Genomic DNA, 19,615 nt, shown 5'->3' with positions numbered 1-19,615 from the left:
TCTGCGCGGACAAGCCGGTCCGGCGGCGCACCGTGGAGGGCGCTCGTGTTCGCGGGGGATCGACGAGAAGCAAAGTTCCGGTGGCTGGGTGCTCAGTAGTTGGAGTGACCCGGCTTGTTCAGGGAGGTGACCCGCAGGCCTGCCGCCGCGTTCTCCGAGAGCGAGGCTGCGCGGATCGCTTCCTCCGTCTCGCGCCTTCGCTCGCGGGCCTCCTTCCACACCAGGAAGAGCACGCCGACGAAATAGCCGACCTGGAGAAGGACTGCACAGATCAGCGTCTGGATCAGCGTATCGGATAGCGATCCCGTCAGGCTGTAGGTTGCGAGACCGAAAACCAGCAAGGCACCGATCATGCTTATGAAGACGCGTGGACCGTACATCGGGCTAGCCCGGATTCATGTGAAGGTTAAACGACATGGGCGGATTCCTCCCGAGTGCCCGGCTTTTCGGCGCTTGACGATTATATGCGGGTGATGCCGCAGGTTCAATCGCCCGGCGCGACGCCTCTTACAGATAGGGTTAAGCGCCCGGCAACTCAATTGGTTGTGATCGGTCATGCTGCAACGTGGCGTGGGCGAATCTCGATTCGACGTAGCCATTTTTGTGCCGCAATCCGGTCACGATGCAGCGCAAACGGGAACATGAAACTCTCTGACGCAGCTTGAGGTAAGCTACCCGATCTCCCAGCGATCAACTTTTGTTACACGGCATTGGCTTTTATCACGCGTTTTCGTGTGCAGTGCAACAGCATGTTGCGGTGCAGAATTTCATATTGGGACAAATCATCGTCGCTGATTCCTATGGGTTTTGGGGGGGGCGGCGTCAATTTCAAATCTATCCAGAGTATATAATTGGGACTTTGAACTTATAAATTTGGAAATTATTGCGATTTCGGAGCAATATGGGAGGAAATAACAAAAAAGATACTATTATATACATTGTCTCATCACGAGGGATTATCTATTTCATATATTATAAGATCCTTAAATAGCCCTCTGATCGATCCGTGAAAAAAGATTCTGCTTCCAAGATCAAAATCTGACCATACCCTGCGTCTTGGATATTCCACGTCCAAACGGATGAGACCTATCGCCAAACCGGAACGGAGCCCACTCTATGAAGTCCGCGACACGATCGGCCAGTTCGACGTTCTTGAGCGCCGCCGCCACAGGCGCGCCCCCTCTCGGAGGAATCACCAAGCGCGGCTTCGACATTGCCGCCACATCGCTTGCCCTGTTGTTCCTGAGCCCGATCTTCCTGCTCATCGCCGCGCTCGTGAAAGCCTCGGACGGCGGCAACGTCTTCTACGGCCACCGCCGCGTCGGCCACAACGGCCGCAGCTTCCATTGCCTGAAGTTCCGTACGATGCGGACGGACGGCGATCGCGTGCTGCAGGCCTACCTGAAGGCCAATCCCGACGCCTACGAGGAATGGCGCACGACCCGCAAGCTGAAGCATGACCCGCGCGTCACCACCGTCGGCGCGGTACTGCGCAAGCTGAGCCTCGACGAACTGCCGCAGCTGATGAACATCCTGCGCGGTGAAATGAGCATCGTCGGCCCTCGGCCGGTGGTCGAAGACGAGCTCGAGCTCTACGAGAGCGCCGCCAGCTACTACCTGCAGACCCGTCCCGGCCTCACCGGCCTGTGGCAGGTCAGCGGGCGCAACGATGTCTCCTATTCCGCTCGCGTCGCCTTCGATACCGAGTATGTCCGCACCTGGTCGCTGATCAAGGACATGCTCATCGTGGCCAAGACGATCCCCGCCGTCTGCGCTTCGCGCGGCAGCTATTGAGACCTGTCGGCCGGCTCGCCCCCTTATTGGCGCTATGGCGGGCCGCGACGGAGAAACGGATATATCCATGAAAACAGTGATCACGGCCTCAGGGCCGCGACGTCTCCACGTCCGAAACCTCTGCAAGGGCCTGGCACTCTCTGCCGGGCTGCTGCTGGCGCAGGGCGCATTCGCTTTTGCCGACGACTACCGGCTCGACGTTCTCGACAAGCTTCGCATCCGCGTGGTCGAATGGCAGACGGCTGAGGGTTCGGTGCGCGACTGGTCGGCGATCAGTGGCGATTACGCGGTTGGTGCTGCCGGGCAGATCTCGCTGCCGCTGGTCGGCGAGCTTCCGGTCTCCGGCAAGACCACGGCGGAGGTCGCCCAGGAAATCGGTCTGCGGATGCAGAAGCTCTTCGCCCTGCGCGACCTGCCTACGGCTTCCGTGGAACTCGCGCAGTACCGGCCGATCTTCGTCGCCGGCGAGGTGCAGACGCCGGGGGAATATCCCTTCGCGCCTAACATGACGGTGCTGAAGGCGATCAGCCTCGGCGGCGGTCTTCGCCGCGACGATACCGGCCAGCGCTTCGCCCGCGACTTCATTCGCGCGGACGGCGACGCTTCGGTGCTGGTCGCCGAGCGGAACCGTCTTCTGGCACGGCGCGCGCGCCTGCAGGCGGAAATCGCCGAGCAGGACAGCATTGCCATGCCGAAGGAGCTCGACCAGGCGCCGGAAGCGGCGATCCTGCTGGAAAGCGAAACGGAACTGATGAAGTCGCGTGACCGGCGGCAGACGGTGCAGCTCAAGGCGTTGGCGGACCTCAAGACGCTGCTGCAGACCGAAATCGCCTCGCTCGACAAGAAGTCGGAGACGCAGACCCGCCAACTCAGCCTGGTAGCGGACGACCTCAAGAAGGTCGACAGCCTCGCCGAGCGCGGCTTGACGATCAGTTCGCGCAAGCTGACGCTGGAGCAGCGCACCGCCGATCTGCAGGCCGCCCTGCTCGATATCGACACCGCCACCCTCAAGGCGAAGCAGGATGCCACCAAGGCAGCCCAGGACGAGACCAACCTGATCAACGACTGGGACGCGACGCTGGCGCAGGAAATGCAGAACACCGAGAGCGAACTGGAAGCCGTCACGCTGAAGCTCGAGACGAGCCGGAAGCTGATGTCGGAGGCGCTTCTGCAGTCGGCCGATGCCGGGGCGATGAAGCGCGACGCCTCCGGGGCAGACGTCACCTACGTGATCCTGCGTGAGAAAGACGGCCGCCCCACCGAGATCCCGGCGACAGAAACGACGCAGATCCTGCCCGGAGACGTGATCAAGGTCGGCTACAACGTCGCCATGCGGTGACCGGCCGATGCGGATCGCCAAGGCCAGCCTGGTGACACCCGGTGACAACCAGCTCTACGGCATGGCTGCCGTGGCGCTGTCGCTGTTCGTGTTCGCCTACTCCTCCCGCTTCGGGCAGGTGTCCATCCTGGCTTATTACGGCCTGTGGCTGCCGCTCGTGCTGGTGGACTACCGCACCGTCCTGGGCAACTACACGCGCTATCTGTGGATCTTCGGCTTCGCCATCTTCGCCTGCCTGACGATGTTCTGGTCGGCGGCGCCGGCGCAATCGGCGCGAACCGGAATCCAGTATTTCACCCATGTCGTCTGCGCGCTGATCGCCATGCGGGTGGTGGACATCCGCACGCTCTCGCGCGGTGCGATGCTGGGGGTCGGGCTGGTGCTCGCCTATTCCTTCGCCTTCGGGGTCTATCATGCCGACCCGCTCGACGGCACCGTCAGCTTCGTTGGGGCCTTCGCGTCGAAGAACCAGCTCGGCTTCTATGCCTCCCTCGGCGTCTATTTCGCCGTCACCGCGATCGTCGTGCTGCGCGAGCGCGGTCTGTCGTTTGCGATCGCCGGCGGTGTCTTCCTGCTCTCGGCCTATGCGCTTGTCGCCTCGCAGTCCGCAACCTCCGTCCTGACCACGGCCGCTGCCGTGGCCTGCTGCCTGGGCCTGCGCCTGCTTTTGTGGCTGTCGCCGAAGAACCGCCGGACGCTGTTCATCGCCGGCCTCATCCTTCTCGTCATCGGCGGCGCCGGGTTCATTTCGGCCGGGGGCTACGAGATGGTGCTCGGTGCCTTCGGCAAGGACACCACGCTCACGGGGCGGACCTATCTCTGGCAGCAGGGGATCGAGGCGGCGGCAGCCAACCCCTGGATCGGCCTCGGCTACCAGGCCTATTGGGTGCAGGGCTTCTCCGAAGCCGAGAGGCTGTGGGAGGAATTCTTCATCGGCAGCCGCGCCGGCTTCCATTTCCACAACACGCCGATCGAAGCGATGGTGGAGACCGGCCTCATCGGCCTTGTGCTGCTGTTCGGCGTGCTGATCGCCGCGCTGGTCGGCCACCTGCGCCGCTTCCTCGCCGGCGAGGGCAGCGAGGAAGCAGCGCTGCTGCTCGGCATATGCGTGCTTCTCGCGATGCGCGCCTTCTTCGAGATCGATATCATGAACCCCTACCACGTGGGCTCCTTCCTGCTCTATTTTGCGGCCGGCAAGCTGACCATGCGCGTGCCGCGACGCCATGCGGCGCCGGTGCAGGGGAGGGTGATGCGCCGGTTACCGGTCATGTCGCTTGCGCGGGCGGGCGGCCGATGAAGACGCTCTACGGGATCCAGTATCTCCGGGCGGCGGCGGCGATCGCGGTCGTGCTGTTCCATGCCGCCGAGAAGACGGGCGGGCATTTCGCCATCGGGGCTGCCGGCGTCGATGTCTTCTTCGTCATCAGCGGCTTCATCATGTGGGTGATCACGGCGCGCCGTCCGGGCGCTCCGCTGAAGTTCCTCTCCGACCGGATCGTGCGGATCGTGCCTATCTATTGGCTCGCCACCATGGTCATGGTCGCCGGCGCGCTTGTCGGGCTGTTTCCCAATCTGGAGCTGACGGCCGCGCATGTCGCGGGATCCCTCCTGTTCATTCCGATGCGATCGCCGAGCAGCGGCGAGATCTGGCCGGTGCTGGTGCAGGGATGGACACTCAATTTCGAGATGTTCTTCTATCTCGTCTTCGCGCTGGCGCTGCTCCTTCCCCGCGCGCGGCAACTGGCGGCCGTTGGGCTCGTGCTGGCTGGGCTGACGATTACCGGCGCTTTCCTTTCGACCGACAATGCGCTGCTACTGACCTACACCCGGCCGCTCATCCTCGAATTTGCGGTCGGCATGGCGTTGGGCCAGCTGTGGCTCACCGGGCGCGTGCCCGGCGCAGCCGTGGGCGTGGGACTGGTGCTGGCTGCGCTCGGAGGCTTCGCTGCGATCGGCATCTTCCGCCTGCCCTTCGACGAATGGACCTGCGGGCCGCTGGCGGCAGCGCTGGTGCTCGGCGTACTGGCGCTCGAAGCCCGGGGGCTGATCCGGCCGTTCGCGCTGCCGACGCTGCTCGGCAATGCCTCCTATTCCATCTATCTCTGGCACACCTTCGCCATTTCCGTCGTGGTCAAGGTGGGCGAGCGCCTGCATGTCGCACCGGGGCTGACTTTGTTTCTGGCCGCCATCTGCGGCACGGCCGGCGGGCTGGTGGCCTATCGGCTGATCGAACGGCCCCTGCTTTCGGCCCGACGCGGCGGGGCGCGCCAGCCGGTTGCCGCCGGCAATGCCGTGCCCGAGGCGGGCGGCAGCACCTGAGGGTCGCGCAGGCCTGAACCATATTCGCATGCTGCTCCGACTGTTTCCGGATCGCGATGCCGTCGGTCCGGCTGCGGCCTTGAAGGCCCGCAGGATGCGCAGGTTATCATATGAGTTGATGACGTCGGGCGAAAATTTGTTATAAGATCATCGTAGAGACCTAACTTGTCGGATGAGTTGGTGCGCCGTCGGGTGGCCGACGATACGGGTGCTAAGCGGGAGATGAGCATGAGTTTCCAGGCCAGGACGGGAGCGAAGATCGGGATCGCCGGAGCGTCCGGGACACTGACAACGCGCCTTGCCGAGGAACTCAGGAAGGCGATCGCGGGCGGGCAGTTTCCCCCCGGAAGCAGGCTGCCGAGCGAAGCCCAGTTGACCGAGGCGCACGGCGTCAGCCGTACGGTGGTGCGCGAGGCGATCGCGGCGCTGCGGGCGGATCGGCTGGTGGAGGCCCGGCAGGGCGCCGGCGTGTTCGTGCTCGAGGTGGAGGTGCCGGGGCCGACGCCCTTGTTCCTGCAGAACATCGACCATGATCGCGTCTCCTCGATGATCGAGCTTCTGGAACTGCGCACGGCCGTGGAGGTCGAGGCTGCCGGGCTTGCGGCGTTGCGGCGTTCGCCGGCGCAGGAGGAGGTGATCTTCGAGCGCCACTTTGCCGTGCGCGCCTGTCTCGAGGCCTCGGTGCCGACGAGCGAGGCGGACTTCGCGCTGCATCTCGCCATTGCCGAGGCCACCAACAATCCGCGCTTTCGCGAATTCCTCGCCCTGATCGGCAAGAACGTGATTCCGCGCGCAGCCCTTCGCAACGACGATCCGGAGACGGACCAGGCCGCTTATATCCAGTTGATCCTCCAGGAGCACCAGGACATCGTCACCGCGATTTCCAACGGCGACGAGGAGGGCGCGCGGGCGGCGATGCGCCGCCATCTGCGCGGCAGCCAGGGCCGCTATCGCGCACTGCTGCGCGAACAGCGCCAACCTGTATGATGACTTATTGACAGAAGTTCGCGATATACGTATTACAAGTCTGCCGGAGGAGGCAGACAGAGGAACTTCACATGACGCCGCAAGAGATCAAGGCAGCGCTGGGCGCTGGCCTGCTTTCGTTTCCCGTGACGCATTTTGACCGCGAGGGTCAATTCCAGCCCGAGAGCTATCGCAGGCATATCGACTGGCTCGCCGGTTTCGAGGCGCCGGTCCTGTTTGCGGCCGGCGGCACCGGGGAGTTCTTCTCGCTTTCCCCTACGGAGATTCCCGGCATCGTGCGCGCCGCCAAGGAGGCGGCCGGCAGGACGTCGATCGTTTCGGGTTGCGGCTTCGGCAGCCACGTCGGGGTCGAACTGGCGCGCGAGGTCGAGAAGGCCGGCGCGGACGGCATCCTGCTCTTGCCGCACTATATGATCGACGCGCCGCAGGAGGGTCTCTACCAGCACGTCAAGCGCATCTGCCAGTCGGTCGGCATCGGCGTCATGGTCTACAACCGCGACAACTCGGTGCTGGCCGTCGATACGCTGAAGCGGCTTTGCGACGAGTGCCCGAATCTCATCGGTTTCAAGGACGGCACGGGCGACATCGGCCTGGTGCGCCAGGTGACGGCGACCATGGGCGACCGGCTGACCTATCTCGGCGGCATGCCGACGGCGGAACTTTTCGCCGAGGCCTATCTCGGCGCCGGCTTCACCACTTATTCCTCGGCGGTCTTCAACTTCGTGCCCCAGCTCGCAGTCGAGTTCTACAAGGCGCTGCGCGGCGGCGACCGGGCGCGGTGCGAGACGATCCTGAAGGAGTTCTTCTACCCGTTCATGGCGATCCGCAACCGGCGCAAGGGCTATGCGGTGGCCGCCGTCAAGGCGGGCGTGCGGCTGCAGGGCTTCCAGGCCGGCAAGGTCCGCCCGCCGCTGGATGACCTGACGGCCGAGGAAGAGGGCATGCTCGAAGCCCTGATCGCGCCCTGGAAACGCTGAGATGAAGATCGCCGCCGTCCGCACCCATCTGCTCGAGCACCGGCTCGCCGTGCCGTTCGAGAGCGCGTCGATGCGCTTCGACCGGCGCGCGCATGTGCTGGTGGAAATCGAATGCGACAACGGCCTTATCGGCTGGGGCGAATGCCTGGGTCCGGCGCGGGCGAATGCGGCGGTCGTCGCGGCCTACCGGCCGTGGCTCATCGGCGCGGACCCCCTGGAGACGGAGAAGATCTGGGCGCGGCTCTACAATGCGTTGCGCGACCAGGGACAGCGTGGCCTGTCGATCACAGCGCTGTCCGGCATCGACATCGCGCTCTGGGACATCAAGGGAAAGCATTTCGAGGTTCCGGTCTCGACCCTGCTCGGCGGACGGTTCCGCGAAGAAGTCCGCGCTTATGCGACCGGCAGCTTCAAGCGCGAGGGCGTCGACAGGGTGGCGGACAATGCGCAGGAAGCGGCGCGCTATCGCGAGCAGGGCTTCCACGCCACCAAGATCAAGATCGGCTTCGGCGTCGAGCAGGATCTCGCCGTCATCCGCGCCGTGCGGGAGGCCATCGGCACCGACATGCGGCTGATGGTGGACGCCAACCACGGCTACGACGTGCTGGAGGCGGTCGAGCTCGGCCGTCGCGCGGCCGAATACGGCATAGACTGGTTCGAGGAGCCGGTGGTGCCAGAACAGCTCGACGCCTATCGCGCGGTCCGTGCCGGTCAGCCGATCCCGGTTGCCGGTGGCGAGACGTGGCACACGCGCTGGGGCATGCGCGAGCCGGTCGAGACCCGCGCCGTCGACATCGTCCAGCCCGACCTCTGCGGCGTCGGCGGCTTCACCGAGGCCCGCCGGGTCGCCGACCTCGCAGCCCTCCATGGCGTGCGGGTCGTGCCGCATGTCTGGGGCACCGCCGTCCACATTGCCGCCGCCCTGCAGTTCATGGCGGCGATGATCCCCAATCCGGTTCGCGTGAACCCGATCGAGCCGATCCTGGAATTCGACCGCACCGAGAACCCGTTCCGGCAGGCCGTCGTCAGGACGCCGATCGAGCATGTGCGCGGGGTGGTCAAAATCCCGGATGGTCCCGGGCTCGGCATCGATATCGATCGCGATGCCCTGGCCGAGTTCCGGATGGGGGACGACTGAGATGATCGAGAGACCGCTTTCCGGAAGAGTGCCGTTGATACGGCTCCCGAAGGGGGCGGTGGATACGCAGATGCACATGTATCTGCCGGGATTTGCGGCCCAGGCGGGCGGTCCGCCGCTGCCGGGCGGCGCGCTGCCGGATGCCGGGCAGTATCGCAGGCTCATGTCCTGGCTCGGGATCGACCGGGTCATCATCACCCAGGGCAATGCGCATCAGCGCGACAATTCCAATCTCGTTGCCTGCCTTGCGGAAATGGGGCCGATCGCCCGCGGTGTCGCGGCGATCGCGGGGGAGGAGCCGGACAGCGCGCTCGATGCGCTGGCGGAGGCCGGTGTCGTCGGCGCCCGCATCATGGACCTGCCGGGCGGGGCTGTCGGCCTCGAGGCACTGGAGGCGGTGGATGCCCGCGCCTCGACGCGGGGATGGATGGTGGCCGTCCAGTTCGACGGCGGCAACATCCTCGAGCACGAGGCTCGCCTGAAGAAACTGAAATCACGCTGGGTGCTCGATCACCACGGCAAGTTCTTCGCCGGCATCACGCCGGATAGCCCAGAGGTCGCGGCGGTCAGGCGCCTGATCGACGGCGGCAATTGCTGGTTCAAGTTCGCCGGCGTCTATGAATCATCCAGGAGCGGCGGACCCGACTACGCGGACGTCGCAGCGGTCGCCCGCGCGATCGCCGCCCATGCGCCCGAGCGGGTCGTGTGGGGAACCAACTGGCCGCACAACCTGGCCAAGACCACCGAGGACTATCCCGACGATGCCGCGCTGACCGACACGGTGCTCGGATGGCTGCCGGACGACGGGGGCCGTCGACTGGCCCTGGTGGACAATCCCGAACGGCTGTTTGGCTTGCAGCCGTTTGCAACGGGGAGCGACTGAAGCCCGCAATCGCGGAACTGGGAGGTTCCGGGAACGCATTCGTTTAAAAGAGGAGGAAAACATGAACATTGCAAAATCGCTTTGCCTGGCGCTGGGGCTCGCCCTTGCCGCAGGAACCGTGCATGCCCAGGAAATCACCCTGCGGTCGGCCGATATCCATCCGGACGGCTATCCGACCGTTGATGCGGTGAAATACATGGGGCAGCTGCTGTCCGAGCGCACCAACGGCCGCATCAAGATCGACGTGACCAACAACGCAGCGCTCGGATCGGAAAAGGACACGATCGAACAGACCCGCTTCGGCGTGATCGACATGAACCGCGTCAACGCCGCGCCGTTCAACAATCTCGTGCCGCAGACCGTCGTGCTCGGCCTTCCGTTCCTGTTCCGCTCCACCGAGCACATGCACAAGACCGTCGATGGCCCGATCGGCGACGAGATCCTCGCCGCCTTCGAGCCGCATGGCCTGGTCGGCCTTGCCTTCTATGATTCCGGCGCCCGCTCGTTCTATACGACGAAGAAGCCGATCGAGAAGCTGGCGGACCTGCAAGGCATGAAGATCCGCGTCCAGCAGTCCGATCTCTGGATCGCGATGATGGAAGCCTTCGGCGCCAACGCCACCCCGATGCCGTTCGGCGAGGTCTACTCGTCGCTCGAGACCGGCGTGGTGGACGGGGCGGAGAACAACTGGCCTTCCTACGAATCCTCGCGGCATTTCGAAGTCTCCAAGAACTACACGCTTACCGAGCATTCGCTGAACCCGGAAATCCTCGTGATCTCGAAAGTCTCCTGGGACAAGCTTTCCCCTGATGACCAGAAGCTCGTCCGCGCTGCGGCGAAGGACTCCGTGGGCAAGATGCGCGAACTCTGGCAGGCGCGCGAGAAGGACTCCGAGGAAAAGGTCCGTGCGGCCGGCGTCAACGTGATCACGGTCGACAAGGCCGAGTTCGCCGATGCCATGAAGCCGGTCTACGACAAGTTCGTCACCGACCCGCAGATGAAGGATCTGCTCGAGCGGATCCGCGCGATCAACTGATGAATGAAGGGCCGCGCCGTCGCATACGGCGCGGCCCGCTGCTTTCGGCCGCGCCCCTGCGCGCGCCGGCCGGTGCCTTTGGAGGAAAAGGTCATGTCGCGTTTCTTGCAGGCCAGCCGGCCTGTGCTTGGCTGGATCAGCCGGGTTTCACTCTATCTTTCCGGCATCGGACTGGTCGCCATGACGGCGATCGTCGGCTGGCAGGTCTTCGCACGGTATGTGCTGAACGATACGCCGAGCTGGTCCGAGCCGCTTTCGCTGCACCTGATGTCCTGGTTCATCATGCTGGGCGCTGCCGTGGGCGTGCGCGAGAGCGTGCATCTTGGCCTCGATTTCGTCCGGCACGGTGCCTCGCCCGCAGCAAAGCGGACGATGGACCTGGTCAGCCTCGGGCTGATGGTCTTCTTCGGCCTCGCCATGACCTGGTACTCGGTTCTTCTTGCCGCCGGCACCTGGGCGGCCAGCATACCCGTGCTCGGCTGGCCGGGCGGGGTGGATTTCTTCCCGATGATCGCCGGCGGGGTGCTCATCGCGATCTTCTCCGCCGAGCGCTTCGTCGACGTTGCAGCCGGCGAACATACCGCAGCCGACATCATCGCACAGGAGGTGGTGTAATGGCCTATTCCGTACTCTTCGGCGTTTTCACCGTGCTGATGATGATCGGCATGCCGATCGCCTTCTGCCTCGGCATCGCGTCGCTTGCGACCGTGCTCTATATCGGCCTGCCGCCGATCGTGGTCTTCCAGCAATTGAATTCCGGAATGAACGTGTTTGCCATGATGGCCATCCCGTTCTTCATCTTTGCAGGCGACCTGATGGTGCGCGGCGGCATCGCCGACCGGCTGATCCGGTTCGCAGCCGGCATCGTCGGTCACCTCCGCGGCGGGCTCGGACAGGTCAACATCGTTGCCTCCACCCTGTTCGGCGGCATCTCCGGCTCGGCGGTGGCCGACGCCTCTGCCGTCGGCGGCCTGATGATCCCGCAGATGGCGGCGCGCGGCTATGACCGGAGTTACGCGGTCAACGTCACCGTCAACGCGGCGATCATCGCGCTGATGATCCCGCCGTCGCACAACATGATCCTCTATTCGATCGCAGCCGGCGGCAACGTCTCGGTCGCCGACCTCTTCACCGCCGGGATCATTCCGGGACTGCTCCTGGCAGGCGCGCTCATGATCACGGCCTATATCGTCGCGCGCCGTCGCGGCTATCCCTCCGAGCCGTTCCCGGGCTTTCGCAAGCTCGCCTATTATCTGCTGGCCTCCGTGCCCGGGCTGCTGCTGATCGGCATCATCTTCGGCGGCGTGCGCTCCGGCATCTTCACGGCGACGGAGAGTTCCTGCATCGCGGTGTTCTACGCGCTGCTGGTGGCGCTGCTGGTCTATCGCGAGCTCGACTGGTCGGGATTCGTCGAGGCCGTGCTGCAGGCGGTTCGCACGACGGCGATGGTGCTGCTGGTGATCGGCACGGCCGCGTCCTTCAGTTGGCTGATGTCCTTCCTCCAGGTCCAGCAGTTACTGGTGGCGGCGATGAGCGCGATCTCTGACAATCCGATCATCGTGCTCCTGATGATCAACGTCATCCTGCTTGTGCTCGGCACCTTCATGGATATGGCGCCGATGGTCATCATCAGCACGCCGATCCTCCTTCCGGTCGTCAAGGCATTCGGAATCGATCCCGTGCATTTCGGCGTCGTGATGATCCTGAACGCCGGCATCGGGCTCAATACGCCGCCGGTCGGCACGGTGCTCTTCGTCGGCTGCGCGGTCGGCAAGATCACGATCCGCGAGGCGATGCGCACGATCTGGCCGTTCTTCGGCGCCAGTATCGCGGTGCTGCTGCTGGTCACCTACGTTCCGGCCCTGTCGCTATGGCTTCCGAGCCTGTTCCGGTAGAAATTGGTGCCTGATGACCGGAAATTCGAAAGGTCCGCATGTGTCGGACAGGATGGCATTCGTGGAGGCCCGATGCTGAAAACGCTCTTGATGACAGGTGCCGCGGGTGGCGTCGGAACAGCGCTACGCCCCCTGCTGCAGGAACTGGCGGAGACGGTGGTCCTCTCCGACCTGTCCGATATCGGCGACCTGCAGGCCCACGAGCGCTTCAGCTGCTGCGACTTGGCGGACGCAGCGGCCGTCGACGCGCTCATGAAAGGCGTCGACGGCGTCATCCATCTCGGCGGCGTGTCGGTCGAGAAGCCGTTCGACCTCGTCCTGCAGGGCAATATCGTCGGCCTCTACAATCTCTACGAGGCCGCCCGTCGCAACGGCCGGCCGCGGATCGTCTTCGCCAGCTCTAATCATGTGGTCGGCTACTATCGCCGCGACCAGCGCATCGACAATACCGTCGTGCCGCGGCCCGATTCGCTCTACGGGGTCTCCAAGGTGTTCGGCGAGGCGATGGCAAGCCTCTACTACGACAAGTTCGGCATCGAGACACTGTCGGTGCGCATCGGATCTTGCTTCGAACAGCCGAAGAACCCGCGGATGCTGGCGAGCTGGCTCAGCAAGCGCGACCTGCTGTCGCTCTGCCAGCGCGCTTTCGCCGCGCCGCAGATCGGCCATACCGTGGTCTACGGCGCTTCCGACAACGACGAGCAGTGGTGGGACAACGGTAAGGTCGCCTTCCTCGGCTGGCGGCCGAAGGATAATGCGGAGAAGTGGCGGGCCGAGGTTATGGCGCAGACCGGTCCCGAGGATCCGGCAAATCCCGCCACGCTCTATCAGGGAGGCGTCTTCGTCACGGCCGGGCACCCGGCCGACGACTGAGCGTTGCAAACCCGAATCGTTGGTCTTTGCCGGGACATTGCAGTGCACCCCGGGGCCGACCGTGTTTCGCGATCGAGCTATTCGATTTACGCATATCTGGCTTGTGAAATCCTGCCTATGAATTAGGCGAGAGTCGCGTATAGTCAACTTCATCGAAGCAATGCACCTCCTCCCGCAGAGCTTCGAGGTCGCGAAGACCCCACTCCTCCTCCCAGGGGTTTTTGCGAAGAACAACAGCACTCCTCCTCCCAGCTGTTGTTCGGTTCTTTTGGAAAGCCTGCCGCACCTCCTCCCGCGGCAGGCTTTTCGTTTTTTGGGGGTGTCTCATTGCATATTTAGCCGCATCGAAGGCGCGGGCCGTTGTTCGCCGGGGCTGGATGGACTCGCTCCATCCGATGCGCGCGTCTCATCGCTGTATGGATTGCCGCATCCTTTCGCGCCTCGTCGGGCCGGGAGAGGCCAGCGCATGGGCGTCGAGGCGAGCCGCCGTCCGATGTCGCGCCGACTATGGTCCGGCCGACGCTGTCGACCCTCACGCGGAAATGCAGAAAGCGGATGGCGACCGAAGGTCACGACCCGCCGAACTGACGATTGCTGCATGCTGGGGAGTTGGGCTTCGTGGCCGGTTGCCGCGCCCTGCTGCCGAGGCCCGAACTGCGGGCCTGATCGGCGTCGCCCGGATGGTGACCCGGGCACGATCGGCGGACCGGCGTGGCCGATCGCCGATGGACAGCGTCAATGACGCTTAGCGGCCGACAACCGCGGAGCGGATCTGCGAACGCGAGATACCGATATCGGCCAGGGTATGGTCGTCGAGCATGTGCAGTTCACGGATAGCCTTGCGGCGGGCGGCAAAGTCCTTGATCTTCTGACGAATGTTCATCTTTTTTCTCCATTCTTTCGATGCCACTCATATGGGCAATTCCGCGCACACTAAGAAGGCATAAGCCTGCAGGATAGGCATGCAAATTTGCCTACCCTCGCACAGGGCGACGGCAGTTGGGGTGCGATGCACAATTTTGTTGCAGTGCGAATGGAAAATAAGCGCAACGGAGCGACGATCCGGCGCCGCAGATCGCCACGCGGCTCCGTGGGGCAATCCGGACAAAAAAGGGGAGAAGCCGCAGCTTCTCCCCGTTCGTGCGATCGTCGTTGGCTGGCGGAGGGCTCCGCCGGCTCACCACGTCTTGCTGAGCTTGAAGGTGATCGTGCGGGCGTCGCCGTAGCCGCAGACGAGGATGCCGCCGCAGCCGCTGACATATTCCTTGTCGAACACGTTGGAGACGTTGAGGGCCGCGCCCCAGTCGTTTTTCTCGTAGCGGATGCCGGCGTCGAAGACAGTGGCTGCGGCCACCTTCGCCGTGTTCTCGTTGTCGGCCCAGCTCTCGCCGCGATAGCGCATGCCGGCGCCGAGGCTGACGCCTTCGAACGCCCCGTCCTGGACGGTATAGTCCAGCCAGAGCGTGGCCTGCTTGTCCGGGATGAGGTAGGGCGTGTTGCCGATCAGCGCGGTGTTTGCGTCTTCGGTGATCTCGAGGTCGATGAATTCGAGCCCGGCAATCAGCTTCCAGCTTTCGCTGAGGTTGAACTTGCCTTCCAGCTCGATCCCGCGCGAACGCACTTCGCCCATCTGGCTGGAGAGCATGGTCAGCGGGTCGGTCACGACGACATTCTGCTTGGTGAGTTGGTAGACCGATGCGGTCAGAACCCCGTCGAGGAAGGTCGGCTCGTACTTGACGCCCGCCTCGAACTGGTCGCCTTCCTCGGGCTTGGTGTTGCCCGTCAGGGTTACCGCGACGATCGGGTTGAAGAAGGTCGAGGCGCTCACATAGGGTGTCACGCCGTTGGCAAACTCATAGGCGAGCCCGGCGCGGCCGCTGAGCGCGCTCTCGTTGTAGTCGAACGTCGAGTTTTGGGCCGGATCCCAGAAGGTGGGCCCGTTCTCCGTCTTGGTGTCGACGTAGTCGTAGCGGCCGTTCAGGGTGACGATCCAGCCATCGCCGAAGCGGATCTGGTCCTGGGCGTAGACGCCAAGCTGCTGCTGCGTGGTCACCTGGTTGATGTAGACCGCATTCGGCGGCTGCGGCACGCCGTAGATCGGGTCAGTGGCGCTGATCGGCGTGGCCGCCGAGGAGGCCTGCTCCTGGTCGAGCCTGTAGTACTTGTAGTCGAGCCCGATGAGCATCGTGTGATTGAGCGCGCCAGTGTCGAACTCGCCCTCGACGCGGTTGTCGACCGCGAAGGTGTCGACCTTGGAGGTGTGCTCGAAGCCGAGGCGATAGAGCAGGTTGTCCGGCGTGACCGGGGCGTTCACGTAGGACGGGTCGGGGAAGACCGCGTCGGGATCGTAGTAGCCATAGGTGTAGGGCCCGTCCTCGTGCTTGTAGAGGTGGCCGTAGCGCAGGTTCTGGCTGAACGTCCAGCCGTTGTCGAACTCGTGCTTGAACTCGTAGCCGAGCATCTGCTGGACGTAGGTACCGGTGTCGATGTCGGGCTCGCCGAAGAAGGCCTTGCGGTCGATCTTGCCGAAGGAAGCGGGCTCGACCGTGCCGATATAGGGCAGGAAGCTGCCGCCGGTGTGCCGCTGGTCCAGGCCTTGCAGCAGGCCGTAGACCGTCAGGCTCGTCGCATCGTCCCGCTCGATGGTGACCTGCGGCATGATGAAGCCGCGCAGGTCGTTGGAGAAGTCCGTGTAGTTCTCCCCGCCGGACACCTTGCCGGTGATGCGGTAGTTGACGCCCTCGTTGAGGATGCCGTTGACGTCGAAGCCTGCAAAGCCGTTGGCATTGCTGTTGATCCCGGTCTCGACGTAGGCCGAGGTTTCGCCCGTCGGGCGCTTGCTGACCATGTTGACGATGCCGCCCGGGCTCGAGCCGCCGTAGAGCACCGACGCGGGGCCCTTCAGCACCTCGACGCGCTCGAGCATGAAGGGATCGATCTGGAAACCGCCGAAGCCGTAGCTGAACAGGTTCAGTCCGTCGAGGAAGACGCCGGTCTGGGTCGCATCGAAGCCGCGGATGTAGAACCAGTCGGTATCGGCATCGACGCCGAAGGGCTGGGTGGTGACGCCCGGCGTGTAGCGCAGGATCTCGTCGACCTTGTTGATGGCGCCTCGATCATCGATCTCCTCGCGCCCGATCACGGAGACCGACTGGGGGATCTGCGAAAGGGGTGTGTCGGTCTTGGAACCGGTGGTCGTTTCCTTGGCGACGTAGCCGTCGACCGGGCCGGTCGCCGCACTGGTCGCCCCGCCGGCGCCCTCGACGATGACGGGCGCAAGGCGCGTCGCATCCTGTTCCTGCGCCCATGTGGCGCCGGCCGCCAGGACGGTCGCCAATGCGACGCTGCCGCTCAAAATCCTCTTGAGACGGATTCCCGCCGAATAGACGCCTTGGTTCGCCATAGTCCGTTTGTCCCCACTGCCTGAAAACGGCCGCCGATGTGCGCGGCTGTTAACATGAGCAGTTATATCAACTTAATCCGGGGTGCTTGTTCCCATCGGTGAAAATTGAACGTTCTTGGCACTTTTTCGCGGTGCACACAGCTTTGCCGCAATTGTGCGGTTGCGGAGCGGGCTACGCTCAGCCGAGCTTCATTTTTCGCCAGCGCGCCGGCGTGATCCCGACCGCCTTGCGGAACACGCGCGTGAAATGGGCCTGATCGGCAAAGCCGGTTTCGGCGGCGATCGTGGTCAGCGTCGCCTGCGGCTTGAGCAACAACTCCTTGGCCCGCTCGAGCCTCGCCTTCATCTGCCATTGATGCGGGGCGATCCCGGTGGAGGCCTTGAAGGCATGGCTGAAATGGGACTGCGACAGGCCGGTGAGGGAGGCGAGTTCCTCGAGCCGGATGCTGCGCAGGCAATTCTCCTCGACATAGTCGACCGCACGGCGCAGTTGCCAGTTGGCGAGCTGGCTGCGCTTGCGCGGCTCGGCCCGATTGACCTTCATCAGGTCGATGATGAGACCCAGCGACAGCCCGTCCCCGTAGAGGTCGTGCAGGGGCTGGGGATTGGCGCATTCGGCCGCGATCAACTGCGCCAGCGCCATGATCCGCGGATCTTCGAACATCAGCCGCGGCGTTTCGATCGGCCGGGCGTCGAAATCCTCCATCAGCCGACGCTGGAGCACCTCGATGTCGAAATGCAGGTCGAGGTGGCGGACGAAACTGAGGTCGATCACTTCGGCCCACAATTCCATTCCGGCCGGCACGTAGGAAATGGCCTGGCTGTGGTAGTTCTGGACGACGCCTCTTTCCTGCGGCGATACTTTGAGGTTGCAATTGCCGCCGCCGCGGGCCTCGAGCATGATGAAGACGCGGGGATCCTCGCCGACATAGAAGCCGCCCGCATCCGGGGCGCACTCCACCTCCCAGAGGTCCGCGACGATGCCGTTCCATTGGCGCCTCTGCAGGCCGCCGACGACATTGAACCCGCTGATCTTGTTGTGCATGCGCGGCTGAAAGGTCATGGCCCCGTCCGATCGATCAGGCATGCCTCCCCGGATGCCTTGCTGTAAAACTTGTCTACTTTAGTCATGTTTTGATAGCGCAGCGCACCGGACATTGCAACCGGTTGCCACCGCCCGGCTAGGACTGCGCGCGCAGCAGGCGCGAGTAGATGCCGCCGCTGCTTTGCAGTTCCTGGGGGCCGCCCTGCTCGACGATGCCGCCTTCGTCGATGACGACGATGCGGTCGGCGTTGCGGATGGTCGCAAGGCGATGGGCGATGATGAGCGTCGTGCGCCCCTTCGACAGTTCCGCCAGCGACCGCTGGATCGCCTGTTCCGTCACCGTGTCGAGAGCAGACGTGGCCTCGTCGAGGATCAGGATCGGCGGGTTCTTGAGGAAGATCCGGGCGATCGCGAGCCGCTGCTTCTGCCCGCCGGAAAGCTTCACGCCGCGCTCGCCGACCACCGTGTCGAGGCCCTCCGGAAGCGTGGCGACCAAGTCTTCGAGCCTTGCCCGCCGCACCGCGTCCATGATCTCTTCATCGGACGCATCGAGCCTGCCGTATGAGATGTTGTCGCGGATCGAGCCGCCGAAGAGGAAGACGTCCTGCTGGACGATGCCGATCTGTGCGCGCAGCGACGTCTGCGTCATCTTGCGGATGTCGATGCCGCCGATGGTGATGCTGCCGTCCTCGACCTCGTAGAAGCGTGGCAGCAGCGAGCAGATGGTGGTCTTGCCCGCGCCCGATGCGCCGACGAAGGCGACCGATTCGCCCTGCCGGATCGTCAGGTCCAGGCGATCGAGCACGCGCCGGCCGTCACGGTAGCCGAAGCTGACGTTGCGGTAGACGATATCGCCGGAAAGGCTTTCGACGGCAATCGCGTCGGGGCTGTCGGCAATGTCGGGTGCGGTGTCGATCAGGCTGGTGAAGCGGCGAAAGCCGGCTATGCCCTTCGGATAGCTCTCCAGCACGGAGGTGATCTTGTCGATCGGGCGGAAGAAGACGTCGATCAGCAGAATGAAGCTGACGAGGCCGCCATAGCTGAGGCTCCCCTGCATGACGTACCAGGTTCCCGCCACCATGACGACCAGTTGCACGAGACGCGTGCCGAGATAGCTCATCGCGATGCTGGCGGTCATGTAGGCATAGGCGTTGAGCTTGGTCCTGCGGTAGTTCTCGTTGTTCTTCGAGAACAGCATGCGCTCGTGGTCTTCGTTGGCGAAGGCCTTGACCACCCGGATGCCGCCGACGCTCTCGGCGACGCGCGTGTTGAAATCGCCGATCTGGCCGAACAGGCGCTGCCAGTTGCGCGTCATGCGTGCGCCGTAGCGGCTGACGAGCCAGGCCATAAAGGGAACGATCACGAGGGTCATCAGCGCCAGCGGCGGATGCACCATGAACATCAGCGCAAACGCGCCGATGAAGGTCATGATGGCGATGAACAGGTCCTCCGGCCCGTGGTGGGCGACCTCGCCGACCTCCTCCAGGTCCTTGGTGACATGGGTGATGATGTGCCCGGTCTGGTGCTCGTCGTAATAGGAGAAGGACAGTTTCTGCAGGTGGTCGAAGGCACTGCGGCGCATGTCGGTCTCGATGCTGATGCCGAGCGCATGGCCCCAGTAGGTGACGATCGCCATCAGGCCCGCATTGGTGACGTAGATCCCGAGCAGGATCGCCGCGCAGCCGAGGATCAGCCCCCAGTTCTGGCCGGGCAGCAGGTCGTCGATGAAGAACTTGATCGCCAGCGGAAAGCCGAGTTCAAGCAGTCCGGCCAGGACCGCGCAGCCGAAATCCAGCACGAACAGCTTCTTGTAGGGAGCATAATAGGAAAAGAAGCGTGCGAGCATGAGGGCGTCGGTCCTGACGAAAAAATCGGAGTTTCGCCGTCAACTATAGGCTGACGCCGCCTTTTGGAAGCCCGTTATGC

17 protein-coding genes are annotated in these 19,615 nt (G+C 64.0%); 12 read left to right on the top strand and 5 right to left on the bottom strand.

Annotated features, from left to right (window positions below; genetic code table 11):
- Nucleotides 1-92: 92 nt before the first annotated feature.
- Nucleotides 93-380, bottom strand: a complete 288-nt coding sequence (locus GGQ64_RS17445; RefSeq protein ID WP_183806592.1) for an exopolysaccharide production repressor protein — start codon at nt 378-380, stop codon at nt 93-95.
- Between the two features lie 736 nt (nt 381-1,116).
- On the opposite strand from GGQ64_RS17445, the gene GGQ64_RS17440 reads away from it, so the two are divergent.
- The 12 genes from GGQ64_RS17440 (at nt 1,117) to GGQ64_RS17385 (ending at nt 13,241) form a co-directional block, all read left to right on the top strand.
- Nucleotides 1,117-1,794: a sugar transferase gene (locus GGQ64_RS17440; protein WP_183806591.1), complete on the top strand. Its 678-nt coding sequence runs from the start codon at nt 1,117-1,119 to the stop codon at nt 1,792-1,794.
- A 67-nt stretch (nt 1,795-1,861) separates the two neighbouring features.
- A complete protein-coding gene (locus tag GGQ64_RS17435) occupies nt 1,862-3,133 on the top strand; it encodes a polysaccharide biosynthesis/export family protein (protein WP_183806590.1) in 1,272 nt (423 codons plus the stop codon).
- A 7-nt stretch (nt 3,134-3,140) separates the two neighbouring features.
- Nucleotides 3,141-4,430 carry an O-antigen ligase family protein gene (locus GGQ64_RS17430; protein WP_183806589.1) on the top strand — a complete coding sequence of 430 codons (1,290 nt, stop codon included), beginning with the start codon at nt 3,141-3,143 and terminating at the stop codon, nt 4,428-4,430.
- Nucleotides 4,427-5,452, top strand: coding sequence for an acyltransferase family protein (locus GGQ64_RS17425; RefSeq protein ID WP_183806588.1), 1,026 nt, complete (start codon nt 4,427-4,429; stop codon nt 5,450-5,452). The genes GGQ64_RS17430 and GGQ64_RS17425 overlap by 4 nt, the downstream gene beginning before the upstream one ends.
- Before the next feature lie 228 nt (nt 5,453-5,680).
- Nucleotides 5,681-6,439, top strand: a complete 759-nt coding sequence (locus GGQ64_RS17420) for a FadR/GntR family transcriptional regulator (protein ID WP_183806587.1) — start codon at nt 5,681-5,683, stop codon at nt 6,437-6,439.
- A 71-nt stretch (nt 6,440-6,510) separates the two neighbouring features.
- Nucleotides 6,511-7,416: a 5-dehydro-4-deoxyglucarate dehydratase gene (kdgD, locus tag GGQ64_RS17415; protein WP_183806586.1), complete on the top strand. Its 906-nt coding sequence runs from the start codon at nt 6,511-6,513 to the stop codon at nt 7,414-7,416.
- 1 nt (nt 7,417) lies between these two features.
- Complete coding sequence (locus tag GGQ64_RS17410; protein ID WP_183806585.1) at nt 7,418-8,554, top strand: mandelate racemase/muconate lactonizing enzyme family protein; 1,137 nt, start codon at nt 7,418-7,420, stop codon at nt 8,552-8,554.
- A 1-nt stretch (nt 8,555) separates the two neighbouring features.
- Nucleotides 8,556-9,437: an amidohydrolase family protein gene (locus tag GGQ64_RS17405; protein ID WP_183806584.1), complete on the top strand. Its 882-nt coding sequence runs from the start codon at nt 8,556-8,558 to the stop codon at nt 9,435-9,437.
- 61 nt (nt 9,438-9,498) lie between these two features.
- Nucleotides 9,499-10,473, top strand: a complete 975-nt coding sequence (locus GGQ64_RS17400) for a TRAP transporter substrate-binding protein (RefSeq protein ID WP_183806583.1) — start codon at nt 9,499-9,501, stop codon at nt 10,471-10,473.
- A gap of 93 nt (nt 10,474-10,566) precedes the next feature.
- Nucleotides 10,567-11,088, top strand: coding sequence for a TRAP transporter small permease (locus GGQ64_RS17395; RefSeq protein ID WP_183806582.1), 522 nt, complete (start codon nt 10,567-10,569; stop codon nt 11,086-11,088).
- Nucleotides 11,088-12,368, top strand: a complete 1,281-nt coding sequence (locus tag GGQ64_RS17390) for a TRAP transporter large permease (protein WP_183806581.1) — start codon at nt 11,088-11,090, stop codon at nt 12,366-12,368. The genes GGQ64_RS17395 and GGQ64_RS17390 overlap by 1 nt, the downstream gene beginning before the upstream one ends.
- Before the next feature lie 72 nt (nt 12,369-12,440).
- On the top strand, nt 12,441-13,241 hold the full coding sequence (locus GGQ64_RS17385; RefSeq protein WP_183806580.1) for an NAD-dependent epimerase/dehydratase family protein: 801 nt from the start codon (nt 12,441-12,443) through the stop codon (nt 13,239-13,241).
- 745 nt (nt 13,242-13,986) lie between these two features.
- Here GGQ64_RS17385 and GGQ64_RS17380 read toward each other — a convergent pair.
- The 4 genes from GGQ64_RS17380 to GGQ64_RS17365 form a co-directional block, all read right to left on the bottom strand.
- Nucleotides 13,987-14,124, bottom strand: coding sequence for a DUF1127 domain-containing protein (locus GGQ64_RS17380; protein ID WP_183806579.1), 138 nt, complete (start codon nt 14,122-14,124; stop codon nt 13,987-13,989).
- 294 nt (nt 14,125-14,418) lie between these two features.
- Nucleotides 14,419-16,644 (bottom strand): TonB-dependent siderophore receptor, encoded by a 2,226-nt coding sequence (locus GGQ64_RS17375; protein WP_183806578.1) that lies wholly within the window; start codon nt 16,642-16,644, stop codon nt 14,419-14,421.
- Between the two features lie 178 nt (nt 16,645-16,822).
- Nucleotides 16,823-17,707, bottom strand: a complete 885-nt coding sequence (locus GGQ64_RS17370) for a helix-turn-helix domain-containing protein (protein WP_183806577.1) — start codon at nt 17,705-17,707, stop codon at nt 16,823-16,825.
- Nucleotides 17,708-17,825: 118 nt separating this feature from the next.
- Complete coding sequence (locus tag GGQ64_RS17365; RefSeq protein WP_183806576.1) at nt 17,826-19,535, bottom strand: ABC transporter ATP-binding protein; 1,710 nt, start codon at nt 19,533-19,535, stop codon at nt 17,826-17,828.
- Nucleotides 19,536-19,615 lie beyond the last annotated feature (80 nt).

It is taken from the genome of Mycoplana azooxidifex, from assembly GCF_014196765.1.
Classification (GTDB): domain Bacteria; phylum Pseudomonadota; class Alphaproteobacteria; order Rhizobiales; family Rhizobiaceae; genus Mycoplana; species Mycoplana azooxidifex.
Note: the sequence above shows the minus strand (reverse complement) of the source record. Positions and strands in the feature narration are given on the sequence as shown.